Origin of the sequence: Chelativorans sp. ZYF759 (assembly GCF_012911015.1) — a bacterium.
GTDB lineage: Bacteria > Pseudomonadota > Alphaproteobacteria > Rhizobiales > Rhizobiaceae > ZYF759.
The window spans coordinates 243,771-270,196 of sequence record NZ_WVVV01000005.1 but is presented as its reverse complement, the minus strand read 5'-3'; the positions used below and the strand labels follow the sequence as shown (position 1 = coordinate 270,196).

Annotated in this window: 25 protein-coding genes and 1 pseudogene; 14 read left to right on the top strand and 12 right to left on the bottom strand. The window is 62.9% G+C overall.

Going from position 1 to position 26,426, the window contains the following annotated elements:
- Positions 1-98: 98 nt before the first annotated feature.
- The 8 genes from GRZ55_RS10770 to GRZ55_RS10735 all read right to left on the bottom strand — a co-directional run bounded on the left by GRZ55_RS10770 (position 99) and on the right by GRZ55_RS10735 (position 8,086).
- Complete coding sequence (locus GRZ55_RS10770) at positions 99-512, bottom strand: hypothetical protein (RefSeq protein ID WP_169286908.1); 414 nt, start codon at positions 510-512, stop codon at positions 99-101.
- Between the two features lie 153 nt (positions 513-665).
- A complete protein-coding gene (locus GRZ55_RS10765) occupies positions 666-1,481 on the bottom strand; it encodes a lytic transglycosylase domain-containing protein (RefSeq protein ID WP_246734685.1) in 816 nt (271 codons plus the stop codon).
- 394 nt (positions 1,482-1,875) lie between these two features.
- Positions 1,876-3,480 (bottom strand): class I adenylate-forming enzyme family protein, encoded by a 1,605-nt coding sequence (locus GRZ55_RS10760; protein ID WP_256379801.1) that lies wholly within the window; start codon positions 3,478-3,480, stop codon positions 1,876-1,878.
- 29 nt (positions 3,481-3,509) lie between these two features.
- On the bottom strand, positions 3,510-4,286 hold the full coding sequence (locus tag GRZ55_RS10755) for an enoyl-CoA hydratase/isomerase family protein (protein WP_169286905.1): 777 nt from the start codon (positions 4,284-4,286) through the stop codon (positions 3,510-3,512).
- The gene (locus tag GRZ55_RS10750; protein WP_169286904.1) at positions 4,286-5,080 is read right to left on the bottom strand and encodes an ABC transporter permease; all 795 of its coding nucleotides are present in this window, start codon (positions 5,078-5,080) and stop codon (positions 4,286-4,288) included. Before GRZ55_RS10750 ends, GRZ55_RS10755 begins: the two co-directional genes overlap by 1 nt.
- Positions 5,077-5,910 carry an ABC transporter permease gene (locus GRZ55_RS10745; protein WP_169286903.1) on the bottom strand — a complete coding sequence of 278 codons (834 nt, stop codon included), beginning with the start codon at positions 5,908-5,910 and terminating at the stop codon, positions 5,077-5,079. The genes GRZ55_RS10750 and GRZ55_RS10745 overlap by 4 nt, the downstream gene beginning before the upstream one ends.
- Before the next feature lie 57 nt (positions 5,911-5,967).
- Positions 5,968-7,074 (bottom strand): ABC transporter substrate-binding protein, encoded by a 1,107-nt coding sequence (locus GRZ55_RS10740; protein ID WP_169286902.1) that lies wholly within the window; start codon positions 7,072-7,074, stop codon positions 5,968-5,970.
- Entirely contained in the window at positions 7,052-8,086 is a 1,035-nt protein-coding gene (locus GRZ55_RS10735; protein WP_169286901.1) for an ABC transporter ATP-binding protein, read from the bottom strand. The genes GRZ55_RS10740 and GRZ55_RS10735 overlap by 23 nt, the downstream gene beginning before the upstream one ends.
- 29 nt (positions 8,087-8,115) lie before the next feature.
- Between GRZ55_RS10735 and GRZ55_RS10730 the strand changes: the two genes are divergently transcribed.
- The 5 genes from GRZ55_RS10730 (at position 8,116) to GRZ55_RS10715 (ending at position 11,221) form a co-directional block, all read left to right on the top strand.
- Positions 8,116-8,832 carry a TetR/AcrR family transcriptional regulator gene (locus GRZ55_RS10730; RefSeq protein ID WP_169286900.1) on the top strand — a complete coding sequence of 239 codons (717 nt, stop codon included), beginning with the start codon at positions 8,116-8,118 and terminating at the stop codon, positions 8,830-8,832.
- A gap of 29 nt (positions 8,833-8,861) precedes the next feature.
- A complete protein-coding gene (locus tag GRZ55_RS10725; protein ID WP_169286899.1) occupies positions 8,862-9,377 on the top strand; it encodes a MaoC/PaaZ C-terminal domain-containing protein in 516 nt (171 codons plus the stop codon).
- Positions 9,378-9,806: 429 nt separating this feature from the next.
- Positions 9,807-10,070, top strand: coding sequence for a hypothetical protein (locus tag GRZ55_RS23410; RefSeq protein ID WP_246734673.1), 264 nt, complete (start codon positions 9,807-9,809; stop codon positions 10,068-10,070).
- A 3-nt stretch (positions 10,071-10,073) separates the two neighbouring features.
- Entirely contained in the window at positions 10,074-10,733 is a 660-nt protein-coding gene (locus GRZ55_RS10720) for an HNH endonuclease (protein ID WP_246734672.1), read from the top strand.
- Positions 10,734-10,735: 2 nt separating this feature from the next.
- Positions 10,736-11,221, top strand: coding sequence for a metallophosphoesterase family protein (locus tag GRZ55_RS10715; RefSeq protein ID WP_169286898.1), 486 nt, complete (start codon positions 10,736-10,738; stop codon positions 11,219-11,221).
- 39 nt (positions 11,222-11,260) lie between these two features.
- Here the strand turns inward: GRZ55_RS10715 and GRZ55_RS10710 are convergent, their stop codons facing one another.
- The gene (locus GRZ55_RS10710) at positions 11,261-11,512 is read right to left on the bottom strand and encodes a hypothetical protein (RefSeq protein ID WP_169286897.1); all 252 of its coding nucleotides are present in this window, start codon (positions 11,510-11,512) and stop codon (positions 11,261-11,263) included.
- A gap of 543 nt (positions 11,513-12,055) precedes the next feature.
- Positions 12,056-13,085 (bottom strand): annotated as a pseudogene (locus GRZ55_RS10705) (IS110 family transposase).
- Between the two features lie 1,112 nt (positions 13,086-14,197).
- Between GRZ55_RS10705 and GRZ55_RS10700 the strand changes: the two are divergent.
- From GRZ55_RS10700 to GRZ55_RS10670, 7 genes are all read left to right on the top strand, one after another.
- The gene (locus GRZ55_RS10700; RefSeq protein ID WP_169286896.1) at positions 14,198-15,223 is read left to right on the top strand and encodes an ABC transporter substrate-binding protein; all 1,026 of its coding nucleotides are present in this window, start codon (positions 14,198-14,200) and stop codon (positions 15,221-15,223) included.
- A 71-nt stretch (positions 15,224-15,294) separates the two neighbouring features.
- The gene (locus GRZ55_RS10695) at positions 15,295-16,791 is read left to right on the top strand and encodes a sugar ABC transporter ATP-binding protein (protein ID WP_169286895.1); all 1,497 of its coding nucleotides are present in this window, start codon (positions 15,295-15,297) and stop codon (positions 16,789-16,791) included.
- Positions 16,791-17,780 (top strand): ABC transporter permease, encoded by a 990-nt coding sequence (locus tag GRZ55_RS10690; RefSeq protein ID WP_169286894.1) that lies wholly within the window; start codon positions 16,791-16,793, stop codon positions 17,778-17,780. Before GRZ55_RS10695 ends, GRZ55_RS10690 begins: the two co-directional genes overlap by 1 nt.
- Entirely contained in the window at positions 17,777-18,733 is a 957-nt protein-coding gene (locus GRZ55_RS10685) for an ABC transporter permease (protein WP_169286893.1), read from the top strand. The genes GRZ55_RS10690 and GRZ55_RS10685 overlap by 4 nt, the downstream gene beginning before the upstream one ends.
- On the top strand, positions 18,730-19,749 hold the full coding sequence (locus GRZ55_RS10680) for a LacI family DNA-binding transcriptional regulator (RefSeq protein WP_169286892.1): 1,020 nt from the start codon (positions 18,730-18,732) through the stop codon (positions 19,747-19,749). The genes GRZ55_RS10685 and GRZ55_RS10680 overlap by 4 nt, the downstream gene beginning before the upstream one ends.
- Before the next feature lie 11 nt (positions 19,750-19,760).
- The gene (locus GRZ55_RS10675) at positions 19,761-20,999 is read left to right on the top strand and encodes a Gfo/Idh/MocA family protein (protein ID WP_169286891.1); all 1,239 of its coding nucleotides are present in this window, start codon (positions 19,761-19,763) and stop codon (positions 20,997-20,999) included.
- Positions 21,000-21,125: 126 nt separating this feature from the next.
- Positions 21,126-22,016, top strand: coding sequence for a carbohydrate kinase family protein (locus GRZ55_RS10670; protein ID WP_169286890.1), 891 nt, complete (start codon positions 21,126-21,128; stop codon positions 22,014-22,016).
- 110 nt (positions 22,017-22,126) lie between these two features.
- Here the strand turns inward: GRZ55_RS10670 and GRZ55_RS10665 are convergent, their stop codons facing one another.
- Entirely contained in the window at positions 22,127-22,933 is an 807-nt protein-coding gene (locus GRZ55_RS10665) for a DUF2243 domain-containing protein (RefSeq protein ID WP_368856606.1), read from the bottom strand.
- Positions 22,934-23,220: 287 nt separating this feature from the next.
- Here GRZ55_RS10665 and GRZ55_RS10660 point away from each other — a divergent pair, with 287 nt between their 5' ends.
- Complete coding sequence (locus tag GRZ55_RS10660) at positions 23,221-23,829, top strand: cysteine hydrolase family protein (RefSeq protein WP_169286888.1); 609 nt, start codon at positions 23,221-23,223, stop codon at positions 23,827-23,829.
- A 168-nt stretch (positions 23,830-23,997) separates the two neighbouring features.
- Positions 23,998-25,470: a phospholipase D-like domain-containing protein gene (locus GRZ55_RS10655; RefSeq protein ID WP_169286887.1), complete on the top strand. Its 1,473-nt coding sequence runs from the start codon at positions 23,998-24,000 to the stop codon at positions 25,468-25,470.
- Here GRZ55_RS10655 and GRZ55_RS10650 read toward each other — a convergent pair.
- Positions 25,450-26,382 carry a lysylphosphatidylglycerol synthase domain-containing protein gene (locus GRZ55_RS10650; protein ID WP_169286886.1) on the bottom strand — a complete coding sequence of 311 codons (933 nt, stop codon included), beginning with the start codon at positions 26,380-26,382 and terminating at the stop codon, positions 25,450-25,452. The genes GRZ55_RS10655 and GRZ55_RS10650 overlap by 21 nt on opposite strands.
- Positions 26,383-26,426: the final 44 nt, after the last annotated feature.

Here is a 26,426-nt window from a genome sequence, read left to right as displayed (position 1 = left end):
CCCTTGGGCAACGTCGCCGCTGCATGCGCGGAACGAATGTCGGCTTTCGGAGATTCTCAAAAACCAACTGAACGGCCGGGATTGCGCGCAAAGCGGCCTCAGTATCTTCGTCGAGATTTGGCGGGGACTGGGAGCGTGTCAATTGTCCGCAGCACGTTACGAAGGCGATCAAGCTGCTGCTGCGTTCGACGCAGATCGCTTAACGTTAACTTCCTCAGGCCGCCGTCGAGCGTACTGCAGATAGCGTAGGACTCGTAGTCAGCCGACCATGGATCGCTATGGCAAGACGCGAGCCCGTGCGCAATGGCATTTCGCACACCACGAGGCTCGGCGAGGTCGATGAGGAACATTCTCAAAGGCTCAGTAGCTGCTTCAGGGGCGGCATGACGCCAGTTGGTCTTGGCGTCGATCATTTCGCCCTCGAGCCACCCCCAGATCACAAGGGTCCTGCCGATCTCGGCGTGCAGATCTTCGAGCGTTGGTCCAAGTTCCTTCACCCGATGACGGTACATGCGTATCGTTACCGATTGCCGAATGCTGCCGCCTTGAGTTGCTCGATCGTCACGTCTCCCTCTGGTCACCTCTTCGTTAAGCCGCGCCTCATGCCGGCGAGCCAGAAGACCCTCGAGCCAATGTGGTATTGTCACCAGTAGCTCTTGTCGGCCTTACCGGTTCCGAAGCACGATGCATGCGGCTCCTGCACCACGCAGCCTATCGCAGATGCGATCTGCTTCGGCCTGATCGCTTGCGCCGATGCGCACGGCATGAATGCCCCTGCGCCCCCTTGCCGAGCGGACATTGCTGACCACCGGCTCATGATCGGCAAGTAGCGACGGATGGCTGGCCCTCAGCCTTTCCCATTGCCTGATTGCCACATCGCGGCGGAAGTGGCCCGCGACCTGCACGCCCCAAGGTTTCACCGGCACGCTCGCCATTGCCACGGTGGCCGCCCCGCTGATCGGGAGGGCACGACAGGCGGCTGGGAACGGCTGGCCAGGGTCGAGTGGCTGCACGCTGGCACGGTGTGTCCGGTCCACAAAGATGTCGGCCGGCTCGCCTAGAATGCCGAGGACATAGTTCTCCGTTTCCAAAGGCAGAAAACCGCCCTGGTCCAGCCAGCGCGAGATGCGGCCCTCACCTGCATTATAGGCGGCAGCTGCCAGGCCCAGATTCCCGTATTTCTGTCGCAGCTCGGCAAGGTAGGCCGCCGAAGTCGGAATCGCTTGCTCGATATCGAACGCGTCATCGAGCCCACGCATTGCGGCTGTGGTGGGCATGAACTGGGCGATTCCTTCCGCCCCCTTGGGACTGACGGCGTTGGGGTTGAACCGACTTTCCTTCCAGATCAGACGTGCCAGGAAGTCGCGTGGCAACCCGTTCTGGTCGGCATGAAGCGCGACCAGGGCGCATATCCGATGAATTATTGGCTGTTCGCTCGCTTCAGCCAGCGCCGGGGACGAGATAATCAACAGGACAAGCAGCCCAGCGCGGATGGACGCCAAGAAGAAATCGTCGACGGTCCGCACGAGGCTGGCAAGGATTGACAGGCCTGTATCCATTACCTCCGCCTCGATTTTGTTCGGCCCGCGCCGCGGGGAGTCAGCCTATCCCGTTTTGAAGTGTAGCTCTCCCCTCGATGACGAGACCGCGACTGTGTGAACCGGGTCTCAGATACCAGCGCCAAGCCTCTGCATATTGCAGGAGGACAATCGGTCAGCAGTTTCGGCCATACGCCGGTACACTTTAGAGCCGTTGGTCGGTTAACGTTCTGCGCAGCTACGAGCGAGGGCAGCGCCAGATACTCAACGTCGATCAAGGCAATGCGGCAATCGACAGCTGCCAGCCTAAGAGATCATCAGAGTTTGTCCCAGGCTTTCAGGCCTGGTGCCAGATTTTCTCGACCCTGTCATAGCTGTCTTTTCGTAAGTCGTCCGTGGCGGCGATCAGCTTTTGCTTGGCGATCTTGTGCGAGGGAGTACGGGGATAGTCGTCAATGAAGGCGACATAGCGCGGCACCTTAAAGGCGGCCAGCCTCTGCCGACAATGTCCGAACAGGTGGTCTAGTGAGAATGCGTTTCGATCCACGCCAACTTTCAGCTTCAGATAGGCCTTGACCTCTTCTTTGCGCAGTGGATCCGGCACCGGAACGACAGCTGCCTCCTCGACCCCATCGAATTCTTCCAGCACGGCCTCGACCTCGCGCGCTGATATGTTCTCGCTTGAGCGGCGCACCATGTCCTTAATACGGCCAACGATGCTCAGATAGCCATCTTCGTCCTGGATAAAGAGGTCGCCTGTCCTGAACCAATCGCCATCGAAACTGTCGGCGTTGGCGTCTGGGCGCTTGTAGTAGCCAAGCAAAATACTGCGGCCCCGGACATGAAGCTCGCCCGCCTCACCATTCGCGCAAAGACTTCCGTCCTCCCGGACCACGCGCGTTTCACGGAAGGGCGCGGCTATTCCGCAGGTGCGCTTGTCCAGCTTGTGGGTGGCGGAAATCGGCACCATCATGCCTGCGCCAATCTCGGTCATGCCGAAGGAATCGCGGGCAACCACTCCGAAGCGCTCCTCCGCCTCCTTCGCCGAAGCTGGAGACCATCCAAACGCGTTAATGTAGCGGAGCGACATCTGTTTGTCGGCCGGGCTCGGCTTCAGGGTCTTCAACGCCGCCTCGGGGAAATAGGTGTAGTTGATCTCGAGGTCCCGTACCCAGTCGAAGAACCGTGAAAGGCTCATTCTTCTGGCCACATATGCAGTGGCGCCGAGCTGCATCGTCATGAGGAGCTGCCACTGCGGATCCATGTAGAAGAAGGGTGCCCACAGGAGCGATCGCTTGACCTTATCACTGCCCATACCGACCGCGGCTGCGAACGCAAGAAGCAGCCAATAGTCGTGCGTCAGCATGCAGCCTTTGGGAAAGCCGGTTGTGCCTGAAGTGTATTGAAGACTGGCCAGGTCTGTCGCCACGACCGGCCAAGGGGCTTTCCATTCCCTCTCTTCATCAAGCATCTCGTCGAGCGACACATAGGGAGCGCCTCCACCGCGGACGAAGACGCGGGCATCGTCGAGGCATGATGGCCGCTTCGCCATTCCCTCGAGAGCGGGGAGCAACGAGGCATCGACGATCAGCGCCTGGGCATCGGATTGGTTTAGCAGGTAGTCGAGTTCCGAACTCGTATAGGCGGTGTTCGTCGGCACCAGCACCGCGCCCAGCTTGGCCAGCGCGAACCAGGAGAGCACGAACTCCGGGCCGTTGGGCATCATCAGCGCGACATGTGCGCCTTTGCGGATACCGCGTGCCAGAAGGCTGGCTGCCAGCGCGTCGGAGCGACGGTGGAGATCGGCATAGCTCAGCGTTTCGCTGGTCTCGAACCAGACGGCGGCCGGCGCGTCGCCCATCGCGGCGGCGCGCTCAGCGACGAAAGCACCGATCGAGGAGGGAAAGTCGGTCGCCGCGAGTCTGCGCTCGGCTTCCTGCATTTCGACAATGCCGGGATCGCGGGCCATCTTCACTTCTCCCTCGAAGCAAGCGGGGGCGTCTTGTCGAAGGTCGCCCGGACGAGTTGGTACATGTGGCTGGAAAGAGCCATGGCATCGTCGCGGCTGAGGTCGAGAGAGCGGTAGAATGTCTCCATCTCGACGCGCACCGCGCGCGGTGGCAGCGCCGCAATGCGGACCGCAATCTCTCGGGCACGGTCCATCAAGCGATCGAGTTCCACCACCTCGTTGACAAGGAAACAGCGCCTGGCCTCCTCTGCGCCAATTGCCTCGCCAGTGAGTGCCAGCCACAGTGCCGCCGTCTGGGGGATCTGGCGCCCCAGGCGCGTGACGCCGCCTGCCCCGGGCATCCCGTATGCGATCTCGGGCATCCCGAAACGCGCATTCGGCGCAGCGATCCGCAGATCCGTCAGAAGGAGCAGATAGATCATGCCTTGGCCCATGCAGGCGCCGTTGACCGCAGCGATTATCGGCTTTGTGCGCTTCAGCGACAGGATCTCCTGTTCCCATCCGGGATACTCCGCCGCATCGCCCTCACGTCGCGGCGTGAGGTGACGGTCTACGATCTCAGGCGTCGTCCTTTCGGGCCGGACCGTCTTCACATCGTCGCCGGCGCAGAAAGCGCGGTCGCCCGCGCCTGTCCAGATGCCGCAGCGAACCTCCGGATCGGAGTAGAAATCCTTTAGGATGCTGTAGAGTTCCTCATGCAGTTCCGGCGTAAGGACGTTGACCGGCGGGTTGTCGAGTGTGATAATCCCGATTCCCTCAGACTTCTCGTATCTGAACATCAATTGCTTCCCTGTCTTCTTGTGGCGCGGATGCGCAGGACTTCCGCCAGTGTCATGGCGAGAACGGTTACGACGACGAAGAAGGTCGAGATAGCGGCGATGGTCGGGTTGATCTCGAAGCGGAGATCGTTCCAGATCCGAACCGGTAACGTCTCAGATCCGCCCATCAGAAACAGGGCTATGACGAGTTCATCGAAGGATACGAAGAAGGCGAAGATGAAGGCGGCGAGGATGCCGGGCGCAAGCGGCGGTACTGTCGCCGTCCAGAAGGCACGCAGCGGACCTGCGCCAAAGACGCGCGCTGCCTTCTCCAGCATCGGGTCGGTCTGTCGGTAAGCAGCGCCGACGATCATCACGACGAAAGGCAGCCCAATCGCGGAATGCGCGAGGATAAGCGTCACCTCGCTGTCGGTCGTGCCGAAGCGCAGCGCGAGCATGAAGACACCGAGTGCGATGATTACGTTGGGCACGATGGCCGGCGCCAGCAGCATACCCGTGACACCAGCCCGCCAGCGGCCCGAGAGTCTGGCGAGGCCGACAACGCTCGCGGTTCCAACAAGGGTGGCGATGAGGCTGGCGAGCGACGCGATCCGCAGCGAACGCCACGTGGCGGCGAGCCAGCCAGGATCGGAGAAATAGGTCTGATACCAGGTCAACCCCCAGCTCCGCGGCGGGAAGCCGAGGAAGCGGTCCCCGCTGAACGACATCGGCGCGACAATCAGGATTGGAAAGAAGAGGAAGAGCACTGCCAGCGCGAAAAGCAAGCCGGCGAGAATGCGAGTCGGAGACCTCATGCCTGCGCCTCGCGCGGTGAATAGACAAAGCGTCCCATGACGAGGCGCACCAGCCCTAGCAGCACGATCGTCGAGACCAGCAAAATGATGGCCAGCGCCCCGGCAAAGCCCCAGTTCGCCTGTCCAACCTGGTTGACGATCATGTTGCCGAGAAGGACATCACGTCGACCGCCGACCAGCGCCGGCACGATGAAGAAGCCCATCGACAGAATGAAGATTACCGACCAGCCAGTGATGGCGCCTTCCATGCTGAGCGGTAAGAAGACCTTGCGAAAAGCAGCGAGGCCGCTGGCCCCGCAGATGCGCGCCGCGCGCACCAGCGTGGGATCGATCTCCGTCATGATTGAGTAGCAGGTGATGACCATGATCGGGAGCAGGATCTGGACCATGGCAACAAAGACGGCCCCGGTGGTGAACATCAATGTCAGCGGGCCGTCTGTCAGGCCTGCCCATTGCAGGGCGCCGTTGATGATGCCTTCCCTGCCAAGGACTACCATCCAGGCATAGGTGCGCACGAGGATGCTCATCCACAGCGGCACGAGGACGAGGAACAGTAGCAGCGGCCGCCGCGCCGGCGGTTGGCTCACGATAAACAGCGCCATCGGATAGCCAATCACCAGGCAGATTGAAGCGACCACCGCCGACACCACAAGCGTGTTGAGGTAGACGGAGAGATAGACAGGTCGCGAAAAGAAGCGGTCAAAATGGGCGAGCGAAAACCCGGGGGTAAAGATCGCCTCGGCAAAGACGAACGCAACCGGCACCGCGAACATCGCGAGCACGAGTAGAGCTGCGGGCAGAAGGGTTAGGCGTTCGCCGAAGCGCATCATTCAAATCCGATTGAGGTAGACGGCAGCGGCGCGCGATGCGCCGCCGCTAGAGCGGTTTCAGTCTAGAAGCCATTCCTGCCAACGCTCCTGAAGCGCATCCATGTTCCTGGCCCAGAACACGGCGTCCACCACGAACTGGCTGGCCATGTTGTCCGGATGGGTCGGCAGTTCGCGTCCGACCTCCGGATCGAGATGATCGTAGAGGCCCTGCACCATGCCTGGGTAAGCAACCATCGCAGCGAATTCGGCACTGCGCTCAGGATCGCCGATCATGAAGTGGATGTACTGCTCGGCCTCGGTCTTGTGCTGTGTGCCCTTCAGGATGCCGACATAGGAGGGCTTCAGGGCGCCTCCATTCCACATGGTCTCTACCGGAATGCCATCCTGTCTAAGCTGGGTAATGCGGCCGTTCCAGGCAGTCGTAAAGGCGACTTCGCCATCAGCCAGCATCTGGACCGGCTGCGCCCCTGCCGACCACCAAGCGGCAACGTGCGGCTTGATTTCGTCGAGCTTGTCAAAGGCACGGTCTACGCCTTCCTCGGTCGACAAGACGTTGTAGACCTCCCGCGGCGACACGCCGTCGGCGATTAGTGCGAATTCCAGGTTCTCCATTACCGAATCCTGGAGGGCGCGTGGGCCGGGGAAGGCCTCCACGTCCCAGAAATCAGCCCAGGAGGCCATCTGCTGCCCCTCGGGCAACATGTCGGTGCGCTGCGCCAGGATCGTCGAAAAGGTCGCCGCGACGCCGGCATCCTCGAGCTTGGCTTCCTCCGGAAGGAGGTTGTCCGGATCGGCTACCGACCAATCGATCGGCTCGAGCCAGCCTTCGATTGAGGCGGTCGCATATTCGACGGGCGTCAACTCGGCCACATCCCAGATCGGGTTACCAGCCTGCATCATCGCCCGCATCGCTGAAATTCGGTCGGTCGTCGCAATCGCCCTGATCCGGATGCCGGTCTCCGCCTCGAATGGTTTGTCGAACAGAATGTCCATGACCTGGGCCAACCCGCCGCCGGATCCCGCATAGGTCAGCTCGCTACTCTGCGCGGTAGCTGCAACGGCAAACAGCGGCAGGGTGGCGGTAGCTGCAAGCAGGCTTCTTCTCGTCAGACCTTTCATAGCATTTCTCCCATTAGTTGGTTCATTCGTAGAGCGGCGTCGCATCTTCCGGCACGACATTGAGCCGCACGGTTTGCCCGATTTCAGGAAGGGCGAGTGCCGTCGCTCTCGCCTCCGACATGCGCAGTGACAGTCCGCTCGCGGTCTGCAGCCGGAACTCGGTTGCCGCCCCCTTAAAGGTGACGTCCTGAACAATGGCTTCGAACCCACCGCCGAACGCGGGAGGCTGCCGGCGAAGCTTCTCGGGGCGGAGGCTCAGCGCAACCGCTCCGTCGGGCGCATTGGAAAGGCCAATGGCGGCTGCGTGATCACCAGCATCGATCGGCACGATGTTGGTCCGCCCTATGAAATCTGCCACGAAACGGCTGGCAGGCCGGTCATAGAGAGTGGTGGGCGTATCAAGTTGGCAAAGCCGGCCGTGGTTCATAAGGGCGATTCGGTCGGATAGAACGAGTGCCTCGCCCTGATCATGCGTCACGAAAATGATTGTGGTGCCAAGCGTACGGTGCAACCTGCGAACCTCCTCCTGAAGGTCCTCGCGCAGCTTGAGATCGAGCGCCGAGAGACTTTCGTCCATCAGGAGAACCGGCGGCTCGGCCACGACGGCGCGCGCCAGCGCCACGCGCTGTCGCTGCCCGCCCGACAGCGCGCCAGGGCGCCGGCCGGCGTAGCCGCCGAGCTGGACCATCTCGAGCGTTCGCTCCACGCGGGCTCTGACTTCGTAGGCTGCGACCTTGCGCATGCGGAGGGGAAAAGCGACGTTCTCAAACACGCTCATGTGCGGAAAGAGCGCGAAGCTCTGGAAGACCATGCCGACATTGCGCCGTTCCGGTGGCAACGCTCCGACGGCGCGCTCACCGATGAAAACTTCGCCCGAGGTGGCGCGATCAAAGCCCGCGACGATGTTGAGGGCGGTGGTCTTGCCAGAACCGCTTGGGCCGAGGAGGGTCACGAACTCCCCCGCCTTCACGTCCAGGCAAAAATCGTCCAGTGCCACCACGCTACCGAAGGCGCGCGATACGTTCTGGAATCGGATCGGGGCTCTTCCCTGCGTCATCGCACCTATTTCCGACGTTACCGTCATTAATGACATTGACGTCATTTCTTTATCCCGTCAATGTCCGATTTATGGATGGGCAACCACAGATAATGAGTTTGGACGAGCCGCCGGAGGCTGCGGCTTTCGAATTTGTGGAACTGCTGGCGCGACGAGCGGTGAATATGCGCGGGCGTCCGAAGCGGGCACGTACGAGGGCGAAAATTCTCGCCTCGGCCGCACGGGAACTGGCTTCCAAGGGATATGAGGGCCTGACGGTTGACGGCATCTGCGCCGCCATCGGCATGGCCCGCGGCACATTCTATCTCTACTACCCGGATCGCTCGCGGATCGCGGTGGTCGTCTACCGTATGTTCTGGGCCGCCGTTTATCGCGTCCGGCCACGCCTGCGCGGACGAAGCCTCGAAGAGCGCATCCGCGTAACCAACGCCTTCTACATTGCGCTGTACGCGCGTAACGCCCCCTTTCTCGCAGGGCAGTCCGCACTTGGTCGCGAGCGCCCGGAATTCGCCTTGTGGCATGACGCCTCGAACCACCGGTGGTCGCAGATAATCGCAGCGAACATGCCTGGCCCACTGCCGCGCGACGAGAAGGTTCTGCGCGCACGCGCACTCGTAGCGATGGCCGACGAGCTGCTGAGCAACATCTTCACAGCACGGACGCCGAGCCTGCACCACTGGGCCGACGAGCCTGGCCGCTTGGCTAATGGGCTAACTGCGATCTGGACGCGCGTGGTGGCGGACTGAGACAGCAGATGACAATCGAGGAGAGACCGATGTCGGAACGCGGAGCGCTGGACCATTTTGCGTCGGAAAAGCTGAACGCACTACTCGGGCAGGAGTACGTCTCGCCCTGGCGCGTCATCGATCAGGAAACAGTCAACCACTACGCCGTTGTTTCAGGCGATGGCGAAGGCGAATGGATCCATCTCGACCCCGAACGGGCGGCCCGCGAAGGACCCTATGCCGGAACCATCGTGCCCGGCTTTCTTCAGGTTGCCAATCTTACCCGTCTTCATGGCGAAACGGTTCGCGGGTTCGGCGGGTTCGATCCCAATCACATCCTCAACTACGGATTCGACCGGTTGCGCTTCGTCGCACCGCTTCCCGTCGGCGCGTCCTTCCGTGCCCGCATCCGCATCAGCGAGATCCGGCCTCGCTCCGAAGGTGTCATCATCAAGCAGGACGTAGCGCTGGAAAGGGAGGACGGGACCCCTACACTGGTCGGCGAGTGGCTGTTCTATCTGACACAAAACGCCCTCCAAGGAGCGCTCGAGGCAAAAGACCCGTGATGCAGACCCGCAATTTGGAGGGGCTTCTTGGAGCAGCAGCATGACGATTGCGCAGGCACCAAGAAAAGCGATACGAACCAGGCGCACGACTACGACGCGTTGCATGGTCTCGTCCGATGACAGGGCGACGGCGGCCGCGGCGCTCGTGATCGTCAGAATGACGACTGCGATGAACAGCATTTCCATGGTCAGCATCTCTGGTCTCCGCTTGTCTGGGATACGACCATGATGACTCCCATTTTGAGGACGTGGATAAATCCGCTTCCCGAAAACCTGCTGGCTACCGCGAGGTCTTCTCAGCTTTGAGCGAAGTAGGCTATCTTCACAATCACGGCCGATTGGCGAAGCGTTCGCTACCGCCTGCCACGCTCGCACTTGAGTTCTGGGTGGGCTAGGCTCTCCACAGAGGGACTCAGATAAGGACCACGAATGGTTCGGCTGTTTGTAGCGGTCACCGACAAGGCGTGGTTCGACATGTTGGCTGCTTCAGCGCCGCACGATGAGGTCAATTTCTGGCAGCCAAGCGGCAACACACGGTTCAAGGCACTGCAGCCTGGCGAACTCTTTCTCTTCAAGCTCCACTCGCCCAACAACTTCATCGTCGGCGGCGGCGTGTTTAGCCACGCGTCACTCGCGCCACTTTCACTTGCCTGGGAGGCGCTCGAACAGAAGAACGGTGTGACGACCCGGTGAGAGATGCGGGCGCGAATCGCTCACTACCGGCGTGATCCGGCCGTACTCGACGACCGTCATGAGCCAGTCATTGGCTGCCGGATCCTGACACAGCCATTCTTTTGGCCGCGTGACATGTGGGTGCCGGTCCCTGAAAGCTGGTCGCCTAACATCGTCACAGGCAAGCGGTTCTCGGTAGAGGACCGTGATGGACTACACCTTTGGCAAGCGGTTGCTGACCGGATGCAGGCAGGCAGATCGACCATTATCGAAACCGACGTCGTACGGTATGGCAACCCTACCCTTATCAAGCCGCGCCTGGGACAGGGCGCGTTCCGACTGAGCGTTACCGACAGCTACGAACGGCGCTGCGCTGTCTCGGGCGAAAAGACGCTGCCTATACTCGATGCCGCCCACATTCACTCCTTCCATGCTGGAGGGGATCACGACCCTTCGAACGGTTTGCTGCTGAGAACCGACATCCACCGTTTGTTCGATCTCGGCTATGTGACCGTCTCGCCTGACAAGCGCTTCGAAGTCAGCCATCGATTGAAGGACGATTTCGACAATGGTCGGCACTATTACGATTTCCACGGCACCTGGGTCCGGCCGCCGCGCTCAATTGAAGCGCTCCCCTCGGCTGAAGCGCTCGCATGGCACCGAGAGAACCGTTATCTCGGCTAGTCATGTCCATCATCGGCATCATCTCAGACACACACGGCCTCTTGCGCGAGCAAGCGGTCGAGCTGCTTGGCGGCGTCGAACACATTATCCATGCGGGTGACATCGGCAGCCCGGAAATCATTGACCGGCTTGAAGCCATCGCACCGGTCACAGCCATCCGCGGCAATGTCGATGTGGCGGATTGGGCTTCAAGGTTTCCCGAGACGCTAAGGCTTAATCTCTTCGGCCGGAGCATTTTCGTGGTTCACGACCGCAAACAGTTGGCGGGCGATAACTTGGGCGACGGAATAGATATGGTGATCTCGGGCCACTCCCATCGTGCGGGCGTCGAAACGATCGAAGGCGTTCTCTTTCTCAATCCCGGCAGTGCTGGCCCGCGACGGTTCCGACTTCCGGTAACCGTTGCCACCCTCGAAATTCGCAGCGATGTGGTTCTGCCGTTGATCCACGAGCTTGGCGTCGGTGACGCAGAGGAGAAGCGGCGCTGACGTTCTCGCCCAGTGCCGATCGCAGTTCCTGCCGGTTACTCAAGTCGCCCAGCGCGACGCTATGTCCTGCTGCGGGTCACGCGGATCATTGAACACACCCAGGAACCGGCCGAGCAGTTCGAACTGACCGCCAGTCATGGCACGGCCACCAATTATTGCCAGCCCGAGTGCCGCTGCATCAGCGAGAAGGCGCGTCTGGAGGGGTTCTGTAATCGCGTCGGCCACGAAACTACCGCGCTGCATCGTGGCAAGCAGCCGCTTGTCGAACAGGGAGCCAGGCGCATGTACCATGCCCACAGGGCTTGCGTCGCTACCGTCGCCCGCGAACAGCCCATCTGGTCCACGATCTGGTTCCAGCTTACACCTCTATTGCGCAGGCCGACCGGGCAAAACAGCCTTCAAACTAATCAAGGAGACGCTTCGAGAGAGCGGGGCCGTTTGAAGGCTTTGCCGAGCGTCGGCGTCGACTGTCGCAACTCGATCGTTTGCGGACAAGCTTGCGGAACTCCGCCAAAATCCGAAGTGTCAAGCAGGAAACCACCCCGGTTTGGAGGTTGGCGTCAACCCATCCGACCACTGCGGGAAATGATGTATGGCCCGCCCTCCGTCTGCAAGATGAATGTCGAATGGCTGTTGCAGTCTGCATCAATGTATCCGGTCTTTGCGTAAGGGCTCGCCCTTTGACCACGGTGGAGATTCGCGCGCCTGGATCCTCATAATTTCCTCGGCCGCGGACGGCCTTCATTTCCCTCAGGTTCTTCCAGGCGCCGATCGACTGGCTATCCTCCCTTCCGCTCGCAGATTTCGTTGGCGGTCGTAGTTGCCGCCGGTTCGTTAAGCCGTCGCCGCTGCCCTGGGCTGCCTGGCTGCAAAAGGTTGCCCGCTGTTCAGGATCGCCCAGGCAATACGCGCCAGCCGATTGGCCAGCGCCGCCACCACCTTGTTCACATGCATCCTGCCACGCAGGCCCTCCAGCCAAGCTTGCAACGGCGCTGGGGACGTGCGCAGGACCGACCGCGCGCCATGCATGAACAGCTTGCGCAGGTAAACATTGCCTCTCTTGGAGAGGCCAAGCAGTCTGGTCCTGCCGCCAGTGCTCGACTGGCGCGGAACAAGCCCCAGCCAGGCCGACAGGTCGCGGCCCTTCGCAAACGCGCTGCCGTCACCGATCGCGGCAACCAGGGCCGAGGCGGTGAGTGGCCCGATGCCAGGCACTGTCATGAGCTGCTTCATTCGTTCGTCGTTGCGGCAGGCCTGCGCGATAGTCGCCTCGGATTGTGCGATGCGTTCATCCAGGCGCTGCCAGTCCCGCCACATGTCGAGCAGGACAGAACGAACCAGGTTCGATATCCCCTCCGGTGCCACTCCCGCTTCAATCTCGCCCATGTAGTGGGCAAGGCTGGCCTTCTTCTTCGGGATTGAGATGCCGCGCGAACAGGAAGGCGCGCAACTGGTTGATGAGACCGGTCCGCTCGCCGACGAGGCGATCGCGCAGCCGATGCACCGATTGCAGGTCCAGCTGTTCCTGGCTCTTCAGCGGCACGAAACGCATGGTCGGCCGGGTCGCGGCTTCCGCGATCGCCTCGGCATCCCGATCATCGCTCTTGTTCGTCTTCACATAGGGCTTCACGTAGACCGAAGGCATCAGCCGGACCTCGATGCCGTGCGCCTGACACTGGCGACCGAAGAAGTGCGCACCACAGCACGCCTCCATCGCGGCCACTTTCGGCTCCAGTTTCTCTATCGTCTTCAACAATCCGCTCCGCCGGATCGTGCGCCGCAGCACCACCGCGCCCTCCTCATCAAGTCCAACCAGGCTGCAGAACGTCTTGCCAAGGTCCACGCCCAAAACGAAAATGCTCATGGTTCGCTCTCCTCTCCGCGATCGACACCCCGCATTGTAGCAGGGCGCCCGAGGAGGGCGTGCCATCCCATAATTTCTCGTGTGTCGCCATGGCATCAATTGGTCTCTCCTGACAGGCACTCCGGCACCAGACCGGGCTCTTGACGTCGCCCTCGGATCTGGGCACACAGGTGATGCACGAAATGTGGCAAGACCGCTTCGTCCGACTGAAATTCCCAGCGATCTCAAAGATCTAGCCGGGAAGCGCCCTTCTTCTGGCCGGGAATCCAGGTCCCCCAGCCACTCGATTACCAGAGCATTGAATTGGACGGTAATTCACTCACTGAGAACCCTCTTAGCCAGCGCTATCAGAATCCTCTTTTACCAGCATCTTGTCTACGCTCTTCAAGCCCTTGAAGTACTCACCGGGTTGCCCGGCACATCCGGAGCCACGCGCATTGGAACCTGCTGCAGAAGCGGGGCTCTCAAACGTTGTGTATCGTGGTAGGTATCGTGGAAAGTATCGCTGATGCCGGGCCTTTGCGCTGAATGGCCGGAAAAGCCTTGTTTTGCCCGATTGCGGGGTAGAGTCCCCCCTCTCCGCCAGCCCGTAGGGCACTCTCCGCCAGTTCTTTGCCTGCCATTCCCGGCAATCGGAACGCCTCCCGCCCCGAATCGGGAGACCGGAGATGGCCCACAGTGACGGTGTATCGCGCCGTGTAGCACTCGGTGTATCATTTTCAGAGCCAACAGATGACGGCGAAGGGCAGCGCCCGCGCAAGGCCCGTGGACCGGGGCCGTATCTGGCTCGATCAGGATCGGTTGCCATTTGCAGATCAGGTCGCCGACGCGTTCCAGATCAGGTTGCCGAAAGTGCCGGACGGGCGGCGGGCGCGGGTCGCGCCACCTGGAATCGGGACTTCGTCGACGCCGAAAAGAACGCTGTGAGGAACGGGTCGGTCTTCGCGATCTTCCTCAGCCATTGAAAGTTCAGCCGAACTGGCATCCTTCGGCCGCACGGGGGCGGACACCTGACAGGAGGCCCTTCCGCAGACCGCATCATTTCCGGCTTGAAATCGATTTCATCTTCGTCCTAAAGTCGATTTACAAGCTTTACCAAGGGAGGAAGACCTGTGAAGAAATTTGCACTACTGGCGCTTGCGGGCGTCGCTTCGGCCGCCATTTCGACCTCGGCGGTTTTCGCCGCAGACTTCAAGATCGGCCTGTCCAATGGCTGGGTCGGCTCGGAGTGGCGCACGCAGATGATCGACGAGGCGCAGGCCGCCGCTGCGGCCTGGTCCGACAGGGGCCACAACGTCCAAGTCGTGGTGCAGAGCGCCAATGTCGACGTGCCCGGCCAGATCGCCCATGTGCGCAACTTCATCAGCGAGGGTGTCGACGCCATCATCATCAACCCCAACAGCCCGACGGCCTTTGACCCCGTCTTCGCGCAGGCCAAGGAAGCCGGGATCCTCGTGATTTCGACCGACGCCGAAGTATCGTCGCCCGACGCGATCTATATCGGCATCGACCAGACCGCATGGGGTGCCGCCGGCGCCGAATGGCTGGCAGAGGCATTGGGCGGGGAAGGCAAGGTCGTTGCCATCAACGGCGTGGCCGGTCACCCGGCCAACGAAATGCGCGTGGCGGGCTACCGCTCGGTGTTCGAGCAGCATCCCGGCATCGAGGTCGTGAACGAGGTCAACGCCAACTGGGACCAGGCGCAGGGCCAGCAGGCCATGCAGAACATCCTGGCCACCAACCCGGACATCAACGGCGTGTGGGTGCAGGACGGCATGGCCGCCGGCGCCTGGCGCTCGATCATGGACGCGGGCAAGGCCGACCAGATCGCGGCCACCGGCGAGATCCGCAAGGACTTCATCGATCTGTGGACCTCGGAGAACCTCAACTCCGGCGCCACCGTGAACCCTCCCGGCGTCATGGCTTCGGCACTCAATGTCGCCGTGTTCATGCTCGAGGGCAGAGAACTGAAGGAGCCGGCGACGGCGGGCCAGTATGGCAACGCCATGTATCTGCCGATCCCGTTCATCAGTTCCGAAAACCTGGCGGAGGCCGCGGCCCAGGTCGAAGGCCAGCCGGGGCATTATTCCTACACGAGCGTGCTTTCGATCGACGACGCCGAGGCGCTTTTCGAGTAGATCGTTCCTCCCGATCTGGAGGCGGGGCCTTGTCCCCGCCTCCAGACCAGGCTCTGTGGGATATTCCCGACATGGCGAAGCTCAGTATCAGCGGCGTGAGCAAGGCTTACGGCGCCACGGTGGCGCTCAGTCACGGCGACCTCGATCTCGAGGCGGGCGAGGTGCATGTGCTCATCGGCTCGAACGGATCGGGCAAGAGCACTCTTTGCAAGATCGTGGCCGGTTCGGTGAAGCCGGACAAGGGAAAGGTGGTGCTGGACGGCGCGCCGGTTGCCGTCAGCGGGCCGCGCGCGGCCAAGGCGCTGGGCATCGGCATCTTCTATCAGGAACTGAGCCTCGCGGCTCGACGCACGGTCGAGGAGAATATCTGCCTGCCGGACCTGCCGATGACAGGGCCGTTCGTCGACCGCAAGGCGTTGTCGGCTCGCGCGGCGCGTTACATTGCGCTTTTCGACGGGGTCACCGGCGAGGATTTCGCCGCGAACACGACAGTGGACGTGCTGCGCGCCGACCAGCGCCAGCTGGTGGAAATCATGAAGACGCTGGCCACGGAAGCGCCGGTGCTCATCTTCGACGAACCCACATCGGCCCTTGACCGCACCCAGGTTGACCGCTTTTTCGAGATACTCCGCCGTCTCAAGGGCGAAGGGCGCGCGATCGTCTTCATATCGCACCGCATGGACGAGATATTTGCGATCGGCGACCGGGTCACCGTGCTGCGTGACGGGCGCACCGTCGGCACCACGCGCATCGCCGATACCAGTCCGGCGGAGGTGGTCCGCATGATGGTCGGCGAAGAGACCTCTCTGGTCGTACCCGCGCAGGCGGAGGCCGCCGCATCCCCCGGGGCTGTGGCGCTGTCGCTCCGCGGCTTGTCGGGCAAGGGTTTCTCGGAGGTTTCGTTCGATCTGCGGCAGGGCGAGATCCTCGGGTTCGGTGGCCTGCACGGGCAGGGTCAGTCAGCCGTGCTGCGCGCCCTCTTCGGCGCGGCGCCGGCCGCTGCGGGCGACATTGCGCTTGACGGCCAGCCCTTCGTGCCCGCAAACCCGCGCGTGGCCATCCGCGCAGGCATTGCCTATGTCTCGGGTGACCGCGGCCGCGACGGCATCATCCAGGGCCGGACAATCCTCGAAAACGTGACGCCGATCCATTTCCTCCGCAACCGGCTGAAGCTCGCAAGCGCCAGCACCTTGCGCGCCAAGGCGACGCCGGCGCTCGCGGCACTGAACACCAAGTTCGCCGGCTTCTCGCACCCGATCGGCTCGCTGTCGGGCGGGAACCAGCAAAAGATCGTCATCGCACGCTGGCTGATCGATCGGCCGCAGGTGCTGTTGCTCGATGATCCGACCAAAGGCATCGATCTGTCGGCGAAGGCGGATCTCTTCGCGCTGGTGCGAAAGCTGGCCCAAGAGGGTATGGCGATCATCCTTTATTCGTCCGAAGACGTCGAGCTCCTGGCCAATGCCGACCGCATCCTCGTCTTCAATGCCGGTCGCGTGACGCGCGAACTGACGGGAACCGATCGGACGCGTTTCCACCTCTATGAAGCTGCATACGAGGCCGCCTGATGGTCGATGCCGTAGCCCAGCCGCCGCGCAATCCCGGCTCGATCAAACGCTTCATCGAACGCTATCCGTTCCTGCCGGCGCTCGTCATCATGCTGGTGCTTCTGGCGCTCAACGGGCTGTGGCAGCCACGCAGTGTTGGCCTCGTGGGGCTGACCGGGCTGGCGAAGACCTACCTGGCATTGATGCTTCTCGCGGTCGCGCAGACCTATGTCATCTACGCCGGCGACATCGACCTCTCGGTCGGCGCGATCGTGTCGCTGGTCAACGTCGTCATCGTCGCCTTCATGTCCGCGATGGGTGGGGACACGATCACCGTCCTCGCGGCGATGGTCATCGGCCTTGGTGTCGGGCTCGCCTGCGGCATCGTCAACGGCGTCGTCGTCGCCGTCTTCCGCCTGCAGGCGATAGTGGCCACCTTTGCCACGTCGATCTTCTTCACCGGGCTGGCGCTCTGGGTCATGCCGGTGGCCGGAACGCCTGCGCCGGCGACCTTCTGGCGGGCCTATGGCGGGCGCATCCTCGAGGTTCCCTTCGTCTTCTGGGCGGTCGTCGTCCTCGCCATCATGCTCTATCTGATTGCGCGCACCCGTCTGGCAATCCAGCTTCTGGCCGTGGGCGACGATGTGCAGGGCGCCTATCAGAGCGGGCTGCCGGTCACCGCGATCCGCATGCGCGGCTATGCGCTCTGCGGCCTGTTCGCCGCTCTGGCCGCGTTCTGCATTACGGGCGACACTGCCAGCGGCGACCCGCTGGTGGGCGGCAAGATGACGCTGTTCTCGGTGGCCGCGGTGGTGCTCGGCGGCTCGGCGCTCGCCGGCGGCCATGGCACGGTGGTCGGCTCAGTGTTCGGGGCACTGATCATCGGGCTGATCAACTCGCTGGTCTATTTCGTCGGCACGCCGTCGGAGTGGCAGAATCTGGTGCAGGGTCTGGCCATCCTGATCGCCCTCGTCGCCGGCATCCTGATCGGTCGGAGGGCGCGCTCATGAGCATGCTTGCCGAAATTGCCAAACGGCCGCTCGTCGTCGCGCTGGTGCTGATCGTCCTCCTCCTGGCGGCCGGCGAACTGCTGTCACCCGGTTTCGCCTCGCCCACCCAGATCATGCGGCTGCTGATCGTGGCGGCATTGCTCGGCATCGTGGCGGCCGGACAGAACCTCGTGATACTGGGCGGCAGGGAGGGCATAGATCTGTCGGTCGGGGGCGTCGTGTCCCTGTCCGCCATCATCGCCGGCAATCTGATGAACGGTGCCGACAGCGGCATCGCGCTGGCCATTCTCGGCTGCGTGGCAACCGGAGCCTTCTTCGGCCTGCTCAACGGCCTTGGCGTCACGCTGCTGCGCATTCCGCCGCTGGTCATGACGCTCGGGATGCTGGGCGTGCTGCAGGGGCTGCTGGTCGTCATCCGCCAGGGCATTCCCTCCGGGCGGGCGGCGCCCGGCCTGTCGCAGTTCGTCACCCAACCGTTCCTGTTCGGCCTGCCGGGCATCATCTGGCTGTGGGTGGCGATTGGATTGCTGCTGGCATTCCTGCTCTCGCGCACGGTCTACGGCTATCGCATCTATGCGATCGGCTCCAACGAGCAGGCGGCGCGGATGGCCGGCGTGCCGGTGGCCACGATCCGCGTCTCGCTGTTCGTTCTTTCGGGCGTCTTCGCCGCGATCGCCGGCATCTGCCTGCTCGGCTATTCCGGCTCGTCTTTCGCCAATGTCGGCGAGCAATACATGCTGCCATCGATCATCGCAGTCGTCTTCGGTGGCACGTCGCTTGCCGGCGGCAAGGGCGGCTACACCGGCACCATGGCCGGGGCGATGATGCTGACGGTGCTGACCGGCATCCTGACGACTATCAACATCGACGAATCCGGTCGCCAGATGATTTTTGGCGCCACGCTTCTGCTGCTGATGCTTTTCTACGGCCGCGGCCAGGCGATGCGGGCATGAACGAACGGCCGAGGATCAAGGACGTCGCCAAGCGGTTGGGCGTATCGCCTGCCACCGTGTCGCGCGCACTGTCGGGCAGCGGCCTGGTTGCCGAACCGACGCTGTCGCGCATCCTCGACGTCGCGCGCGAGCTCAATTACCGCCCCAATGTCAGCGCCCGGAACCTGCGCACCCAACGCTCCATGTCCGTGCTGATGGTCGTGCGCGACATCGGCAACCCGTTCTATCTGGAGGTCATGAAAGGCGTGGAGCAGGCCGCACGCGAGGCGGGCTACTCGGTGCTCATGGGCAACACGGAAAACGATCCGGATCGCGAGAGCGAGTATTTCGACATGCTGCGCGACGGCCACGCCGACGGCATGATCCTGATGACCGGCAAACTGCCGGCAAGGCTGGAGGCCGAGGGCCTGGTGGGAGGATTGCCCGTTGTCGTGGCGCTGGAAACGATCGAGGATTCCGGCCTTCCGCATGTCCAGATCGACAATTTCGCTGCCGCACAGGACGCGGTCCGTCACCTGATCGAGCTTGGTCATCGGCGGATAGCCCACATCACCGGCCCTTTGCCCGAAGGGATGTCCACATTGCGCCGCGACGGCTGGCGCGCGGCGATGGCGGGCGCAAAGCTGCCGGTGCCAGACGGTTACGAACAGCTTGGCGACTACCAACTTCACACGGGTCAGGTCCTGTGTGGCCGGCTTCTCGATCTGCCGGAACCACCGACGGCGATCTTCTGTGCCAATGACGAATCGGCCTTCGGCGCCGTTCACGAACTGCACCGTCGCGGTCGCGCTGTACCGGATGACGTCTCCGTCGTCGGCTTTGACGACATCTATCTGAGCGAGGCGATCTTTCCGCCCCTGACGACGGTCAGCCAGCCGCGCGCCGATATCGGTCGCGAATCCATGTCCATGCTCCTGGAACTCATCGCAGGTGGCAAGGTGGCGCTCGATCCGATCGTGATGCCGACCGAACTCAAGATCCGCGGGACGACAGGTCCCGTCGCAAAGCCAAACTAGGGAGAAGCTGAATGGTCGAAACGAGGGAGCGCTTGCGGGTGGGCTTCGTGGGATCGGGGTTCATTGCGCATTTCCATCTGAAGTCGATGGTGGGTGTGCGCAATGTCGACGTCACGGGCGTCTACAGCCGCAGCGCGGAGAAGCGGCAGCGTTTCGCCGATGCCGTGACCGAGCAAGGGCTCGGTGCCTGCAGGACCCACGAGACGCTGGAGTCCCTGCTCGAGGCCGACGATGTCGACGCCATCTGGATCCTGTCGCCCAACGATACGCGTCTCGACGTGATGAAGGCGCTGCACGCGGCGAAGAAGGCCGGCCGCAGCAAGGTCTTTGCCGTCGCCTGCGAGAAACCACTGGCGCGGACCGTGGCCGAAGCACGCGAGATGGTGCGCCTTGTCGAGGACGCTGGCCTCAACCATGGCTATCTGGAAAACCAGGTGTTCTGTACGCCGGTCCTGCGCGGCAAGGAGATCATCTGGCGGCGCGCCGCCTCGACCACCGGACGGCCCTATCTGGCACGCGCCGCGGAGGAGCATTCCGGCCCGCACGAGCCGTGGTTCTGGCAGGGCGAGAGGCAGGGCGGCGGCGTGCTGTCGGACATGATGTGCCACTCCGTGGAAGTCGCACGACACCTTCTGACGGCCCCCGGCGCGCCGCGCAATTCGCTCAAGGTCAAGGCTGTGAATGGCACTGTCGCGAATCTCAAGTGGACGAGGCCCGCCTACGCCGAGGACCTGAAGTCGCGGTTCGGGGCCGAGGTCGACTATCGCAACCGCCCGTCGGAGGATTTCGCGCGCGGCACTATCGAACTGGAAGACGAGGACGGCAACCAGTTGATGATCGAGGCGACGACCTCGTGGGCCTATGTCGGTGCCGGCCTGCGTATCCAGCTCGAACTGCTGGGGCCGGAATATTCGATGGAGTTCAACTCGCTTGCAACCGGCCTCAAGGTCTTCATGTCACGTGCCGTGACCGGTTCGGAAGGTGAAGACCTCGTCGAGAAGCAGAATGCCGAGCAGGGCCTCATGCCGGTGCTCGAAGACGAGGCCGGCATCTATGGCTACACCGACGAGAACCGCCACATGGTGGAAAGTTTTCGAACGGGCGAGACGCCGATCGAGACGTTCCATGACGGCCTCGCCGTGGTCGAAATGCTGATGGGCCTCTACATGTCGTCGGAACTGGGACGCACCATCCGTTTCCCCGAGCCCGAGCTGGAAGATTATGTCCCCGTCGTCGCCCGCCCGCGTTGAGCCTGTGGCCATTCTCGACCTTGTGCAGGAAGGGAGGCGAAGGCAGAAGGCAGACCTGCCGGCCAGTCTCCACACCCCCCGCCGGGAGGCGAAGACGATCGCCGGGCGTCTGCGCAGGGAGGCCGCATGACCGCGCCGATCCTCGTTCTGGGCAACGTCAATGTCGACCTCGTCATGGGTCCGGTGGACTGCTGGCCTGCCATTGGCACCGAAGTCGAGGTCGAGCGCGCCGAGATGCGCGCAGGGGGCTCGGCCGGGAACACAGCGCTGGCACTTACCGGCCTGCGAGAGCCGCACCTCCTCATTGCCTCGACCGGAGACGATCCGAACGGTGTCTGGCTTCGCGGTGAGTTCGCTTCCGCCTGCTGCGACTGGATCGACGATCCCGGCATGACCACGACCACGGTCGGCATCGTCCACAAGGGCGGCGACCGCGCCTTTTTCACGACGCCCGGTCATCTCCAACGCGCATCGCCCGACGTCCTGATGAGCCGGGTTCCTGCCGCCCCACGGCCCGGCGCGGTCGCTCTCTTGTCCGGCAACCTGCTGATGCCGGCCATTCGCGATGCGACGGCTGGGATCCTGGCCGGGCTGAGGGCGCGTGGATGGGCGACGGCGATCGACCCCGGCTGGCCGCCGCAAGGATGGGCGGCAGAGCTGCACGCGATGTTTGCCGAATGGCTGGCTCTGACCGACCATGCACTCTTGAACGAGGAGGAGGTTACCGCCCTTGCCCGGGGCGCCGACGTGAATGCCCTGGCCGGGCGCCTGCCGAAGGGTGCGACGCTGGTGGTCAAACGCGGACCTGCGGGTGCGATATGCATCAGAGACGGGGTTCGCCACACCGCGTCGGCCCCACAGGTGGAGGTGATCGACACCGTCGGCGCGGGCGACAGCTTCAATGCGGCCTTTCTTGCAGCCCACGTCGCGGGGGCGTCGCCGCATGCAGCGCTCGCACACGGGGTCGCGGTGGCTTCCCACGCGGTCTCCACCTTTCCCAGACGCTATCTGACCTGAGCGCCGGCGTGGAGCGGGCTTCAGGGCCGAGAGGAGCACGCGTCGCGTGCAGCCCTGCTTACGATCGACATGCCAAGCGGCCACGTCCATCTTTGCGGCCCGCATCGCGATCAGCTGCGGAACCAGTCGAGGCAGCCGAGCGGCACCAGCGAGTTGCTGACGAGAAGGGCACCCCTGCCGTAGAGACCGGCGGTGTTCCTGCCGGGGGGAACGTCGATGGCCCAGACCTGGTCAGTCGCATCGGACCAGACCAGACGCCCGTCGACGCTCGCCATGGCGGCAAAGGCGTCCGACGCCGTCGTGCCGGGGGCAAAGACCACGATCAAGGGCGCATTGTCGACATCCCCGGGAGGCAGCGCAGCGCCCACGCCACCGACGATGGCGAGTGCAGCCAGGCTCGCCGGCCCGCCTGCCTTGAGAAGGCCGGCATCGTCGCTGTCGGGCCTGATCAGCCAGCCGATGAGCAGCGGAACCAGGCCGAAGGCAACGACCCAGATGAGGTCCCAGAGCAGCGGAAATTCGGAATCCATTCGGATGCGGTGGATGCCCAGCAGCCAGTGTGAGGCCACGGCATCGATGACGTGCCACGCGCCAAAGCCGATAAGCGCATTGGAGTATAACAGCCTGTCGGCTCCCGTGCGGCCGAACTCGGACCGCGACCGCCACAGCAGCCACAGGCCCACGCCGCCCACCGCATACATCAGCGCGTGAAAGACTCCGTCAGCAAGAATCTGGAAGCGGAGGTCGGAATAGGGCGCGCCATCGAGAGCGGACAGCAGGTGGTGCCACTGAAGAATTTGATGCAGAAGGATGCCATCGAAGAAGCCGCCAATGGCAAAGCCAAGCGCATAGCCCGACCAGCGATATGAGCCGGAGAATGGCGAAACGGCCGAGCGGCTGCCGGTCCCAGGAATCACTGGCGTCACCTCCATCTGCCTGCCCAACCACGAGACGCGCGAAATCGTTCCCTCGGCCTTCAAGGGGCGACGGGAACCTTGATCCGCACTGCTGGTTTGGCCCCTCGGTAAGGAAAGGCTACGCCATGCTTCCGGCAACTGAGCAGGGATTTCTCCCATCCACCGCCTCCGCGGTCGACCGTCGCATCGAGCGCGGGACGCAGGCGCGCGTCGAGACTTGCGCCGCGCGTGCGACCGAATTTCCCCTGCAGCTCCACGAACTTCATCGCTGACAAGGCCTGCCCCCCATGCATCGCACAGGTCTCCTCCACGGTCCGCTCGGCACCGATTGCCTTCACATCTGTGTCGACATGCAGACGATCTTCCTGCCGGCCTCGCCCTGGGGCACACCCTGGATGGAGCAGCGGCTTCCGATGATCGAGGCGCTGACGGAAGCGCATGCACCGCGGACCGTATTTACTCGCTTTGTACCGGCACGAGACGCGGACGAGGCCGTCGGCACCTGGAAGCGATATTACAGGAAGTGGGACATGATGACCCTGGCGCGGCTCGACCCCTTGCAGGTTGAGCTTGTCCCCTCGCTCGCGCGCCTGGTGCCGCCGGCCACTGTCGTCGACAAGAGGGTCTATTCGCCGTGGACCGAAGGCCGGCTGGACCGCCTTCTGGCCAGTTCGTCGGCCAATACGCTGATCGTGTCCGGTGGCGAGACCGATGTGTGCGTTCTCACCACGGTGATGGGGGCGATCGATCGCGGTTACCGGGTCGTGGTCGCTGCCGATGCCGTATGCGGCTCGGCCGATGAGACCCATGATGCAGCCATGACCATCTTTGCGTCGCGCTTCGGCGAACAGGTCGAACTCGCCTCGGTCGATGAAATCCTTGCCGCTTGGCGCTGACAGATGTCCCGCGACGAGGCGGACGGAAATCACGGCGGCAAATTCCGCTGGCCCGTCCGCTTCCGGCGCGACCCTCACCCCGCGGTCGCGTCGTGAGATGCGCGAGGAACCGCCGGGGCCGCTGACGAGTTTGATTGGCGCGCGAATGCATGAGTGAAGGAGATGCGCATGAGCTCCTCGGCTCTTACATCCGAAGCCTCGCTTCTTGAGGAAAGCAGTAATGTCTGGCGACTGTCGGAGGCCGAAAAGGTCGCATTTCTCATCGACGCCGAGCCCTATTTCCGAAACCTGAAGATTGCCCTTTCCCGGGCGCAGCGCAGCATCTGGATCCTGGGATGGGATTTCAGCGGCGATATCCGGCTGCGTCCGCTCGACGAAGACTCCCCGCTGCTCGGCGACTATCTGCGGCAATTGGTTGAGGCGAACGCGGACCTCGACATCCGGATCCACGTCTGGGGCATGGGTCCCGCCTATTCCCAGAAGCGGGTCGGCCTTTATGTGGGACCGAAATGGGCTGACCATCCGCGCATCACCCTGTGCTTCGATACAAGCCATCCCTTGCGGGCGGCGCATCATCAGAAGATCGTCCTGATCGACGATTCGCTGGCCTTCGTGGGCGGCATCGACCTGACCGAGGGGCGCTGGGACACCCGCGAGCATCTCGTCGAACAGCCGGCCCGCACCAAACCTGACGGCGCTCCCTACCCGCCTGTACATGATGTCCACATGGCCTTCTGCGGACCCGCCGTAACCCACATTGCCGAGCTGGTGCGGCGTCGCTGGCACAAGGCCAACGACACTTGGATCCCGATCGCAGAGGAGAGAGTGGACTGCTGGCCAGGGGGGCTGAAAACCGATCTCGAGCATTGCCGGCTGGGCATCTCGCGCACCGAGCCTCGGACCCTCTTCCGCAAAGGCGCCGAAGAAGCCATCAAGCTGACGCTTGATGGCATCGAGAAGGCGCGCGAGCGCCTTTATATCGAGACGCAGTATCTCTCCTCCTACGAAGTGGGGAAAGCGCTTGCGAAGCGGCTGCGGGAAGCCGAGGGGCCCGAAATGGTGATCGTGGTCACCAAAAGCTCGCGCGGCATCTTCGAGCAGTACGTCATGGCCCACAACCGAAACCGTGTGATCCGGCAATTACGGGCGGCCGACAAGCACGGCCGTCTGCGGATGATGTACGCCATGCTCCCGACGGAGGAAGGCGGCGAGCATGAATTGCTCATCCACTCCAAGGTCATGGTGATCGACGACCGGCTGCTGCGCATCGGGTCTTCAAACCTCGCCAATCGCTCCGAAGGCATGGACACCGAATGCGATGTGGTGATCGAGGCCCGCTCCGCGCATGAGAGGGACGTCGTGAAGCGTTTCCGCGACACCCTGCTGGCCGAGCATCTGGACTGCACCGCGGAGGAAGTTGCCATGGCTCATGAGCAGGCCGGCTCGCTCATCGCAGCCGTTGACCGTTTGAACGTCAACGCGCGCTGCCTGCGCTCCTATGAGGTCAGGCCTGGGCCCCGGGAAGTCGGCTCTTTGCCCGGCACTGCCATACTCGACGCCAGGAAGCCTTACTGGCCGCTCCAACGGTGGCGCAAACGGTGGAAGCAGGCCGCCGGCCGTCTATTCGGTTGGATGGCCTGAATGCCTCCGTCTCAGCACATATTCGCTGCCGAGGAAGAGCGGCAGCCCAAAGGCGAGTGGCACGAAGAAATAGATCACGCGGAACGCCACCAGCGCGGCTAGAGAGCCGGCCCCGGGAACCAGATAGAGGACGGTGGCTTCGAGCACGCCAAGTCCGCCGGGCACATGGCTCATGAGGGCGGTCGCGTTGCCAACAACATAGATCGCTGCCACTTTGAGATAAGCCAACTCTTCGAATGCGCTCATGAGCTGGTGCAGGCACCCTGCGACACATCCGAAATTGGCGGTTCCCACAACGATCTGCGGCACGGCGAGCCGAGACGTCGGAAGCTGGATCGACCATTTGCGGATGTGAAGCGGATGGCGCACGAACTGGCATAGGGCGAGGTAAAGAACCGGCGCGGTCAGGCAGGTAATACCGATCCCCATGATTGCCGGCCGCTCCAACCCGAGCAGGCCCTCCGCGTCGGCCGGATAGAGCATCAGCCCGATACCGCCAAGCGTCACCAGTCCCAATCCAACCGTCAGCCCCGAAAAGATGATCACCTTGGCGACGTCGCCTGCCCTAAGTCCCCAGCGCGAGTAGAAGCGATAACGTATGGCCCCGCTGCTGAGCGCGGCCACGCCCACATTGTGTCCGATGGATAGGCTGCAGAAGGACGCGAGCGCGGCCCGGCGATAGGTAAGCGGCTTTCCAGCGTAGTGGAGCGCCAGGAAGTCGAAGCAGGTCAGGCATAGATAGGACAGTGCGGCAAAGCCAAGCGCGCCGGCAATGTGCGCGACGGGGATGGCACGAAGCGACGCCATCACTTCGTCGAGCGAATACTCCCCGACGGCGCGGTAAATCATGTAGCCGGCGCCGGCCAGAATTATTGCGATGGCCAGGCGGATGAGAATCTTCGGGGCGGTCATCGGTGCTCGCTGCGCGAATGTCCGTTTGAAGGAACGATCGAGCC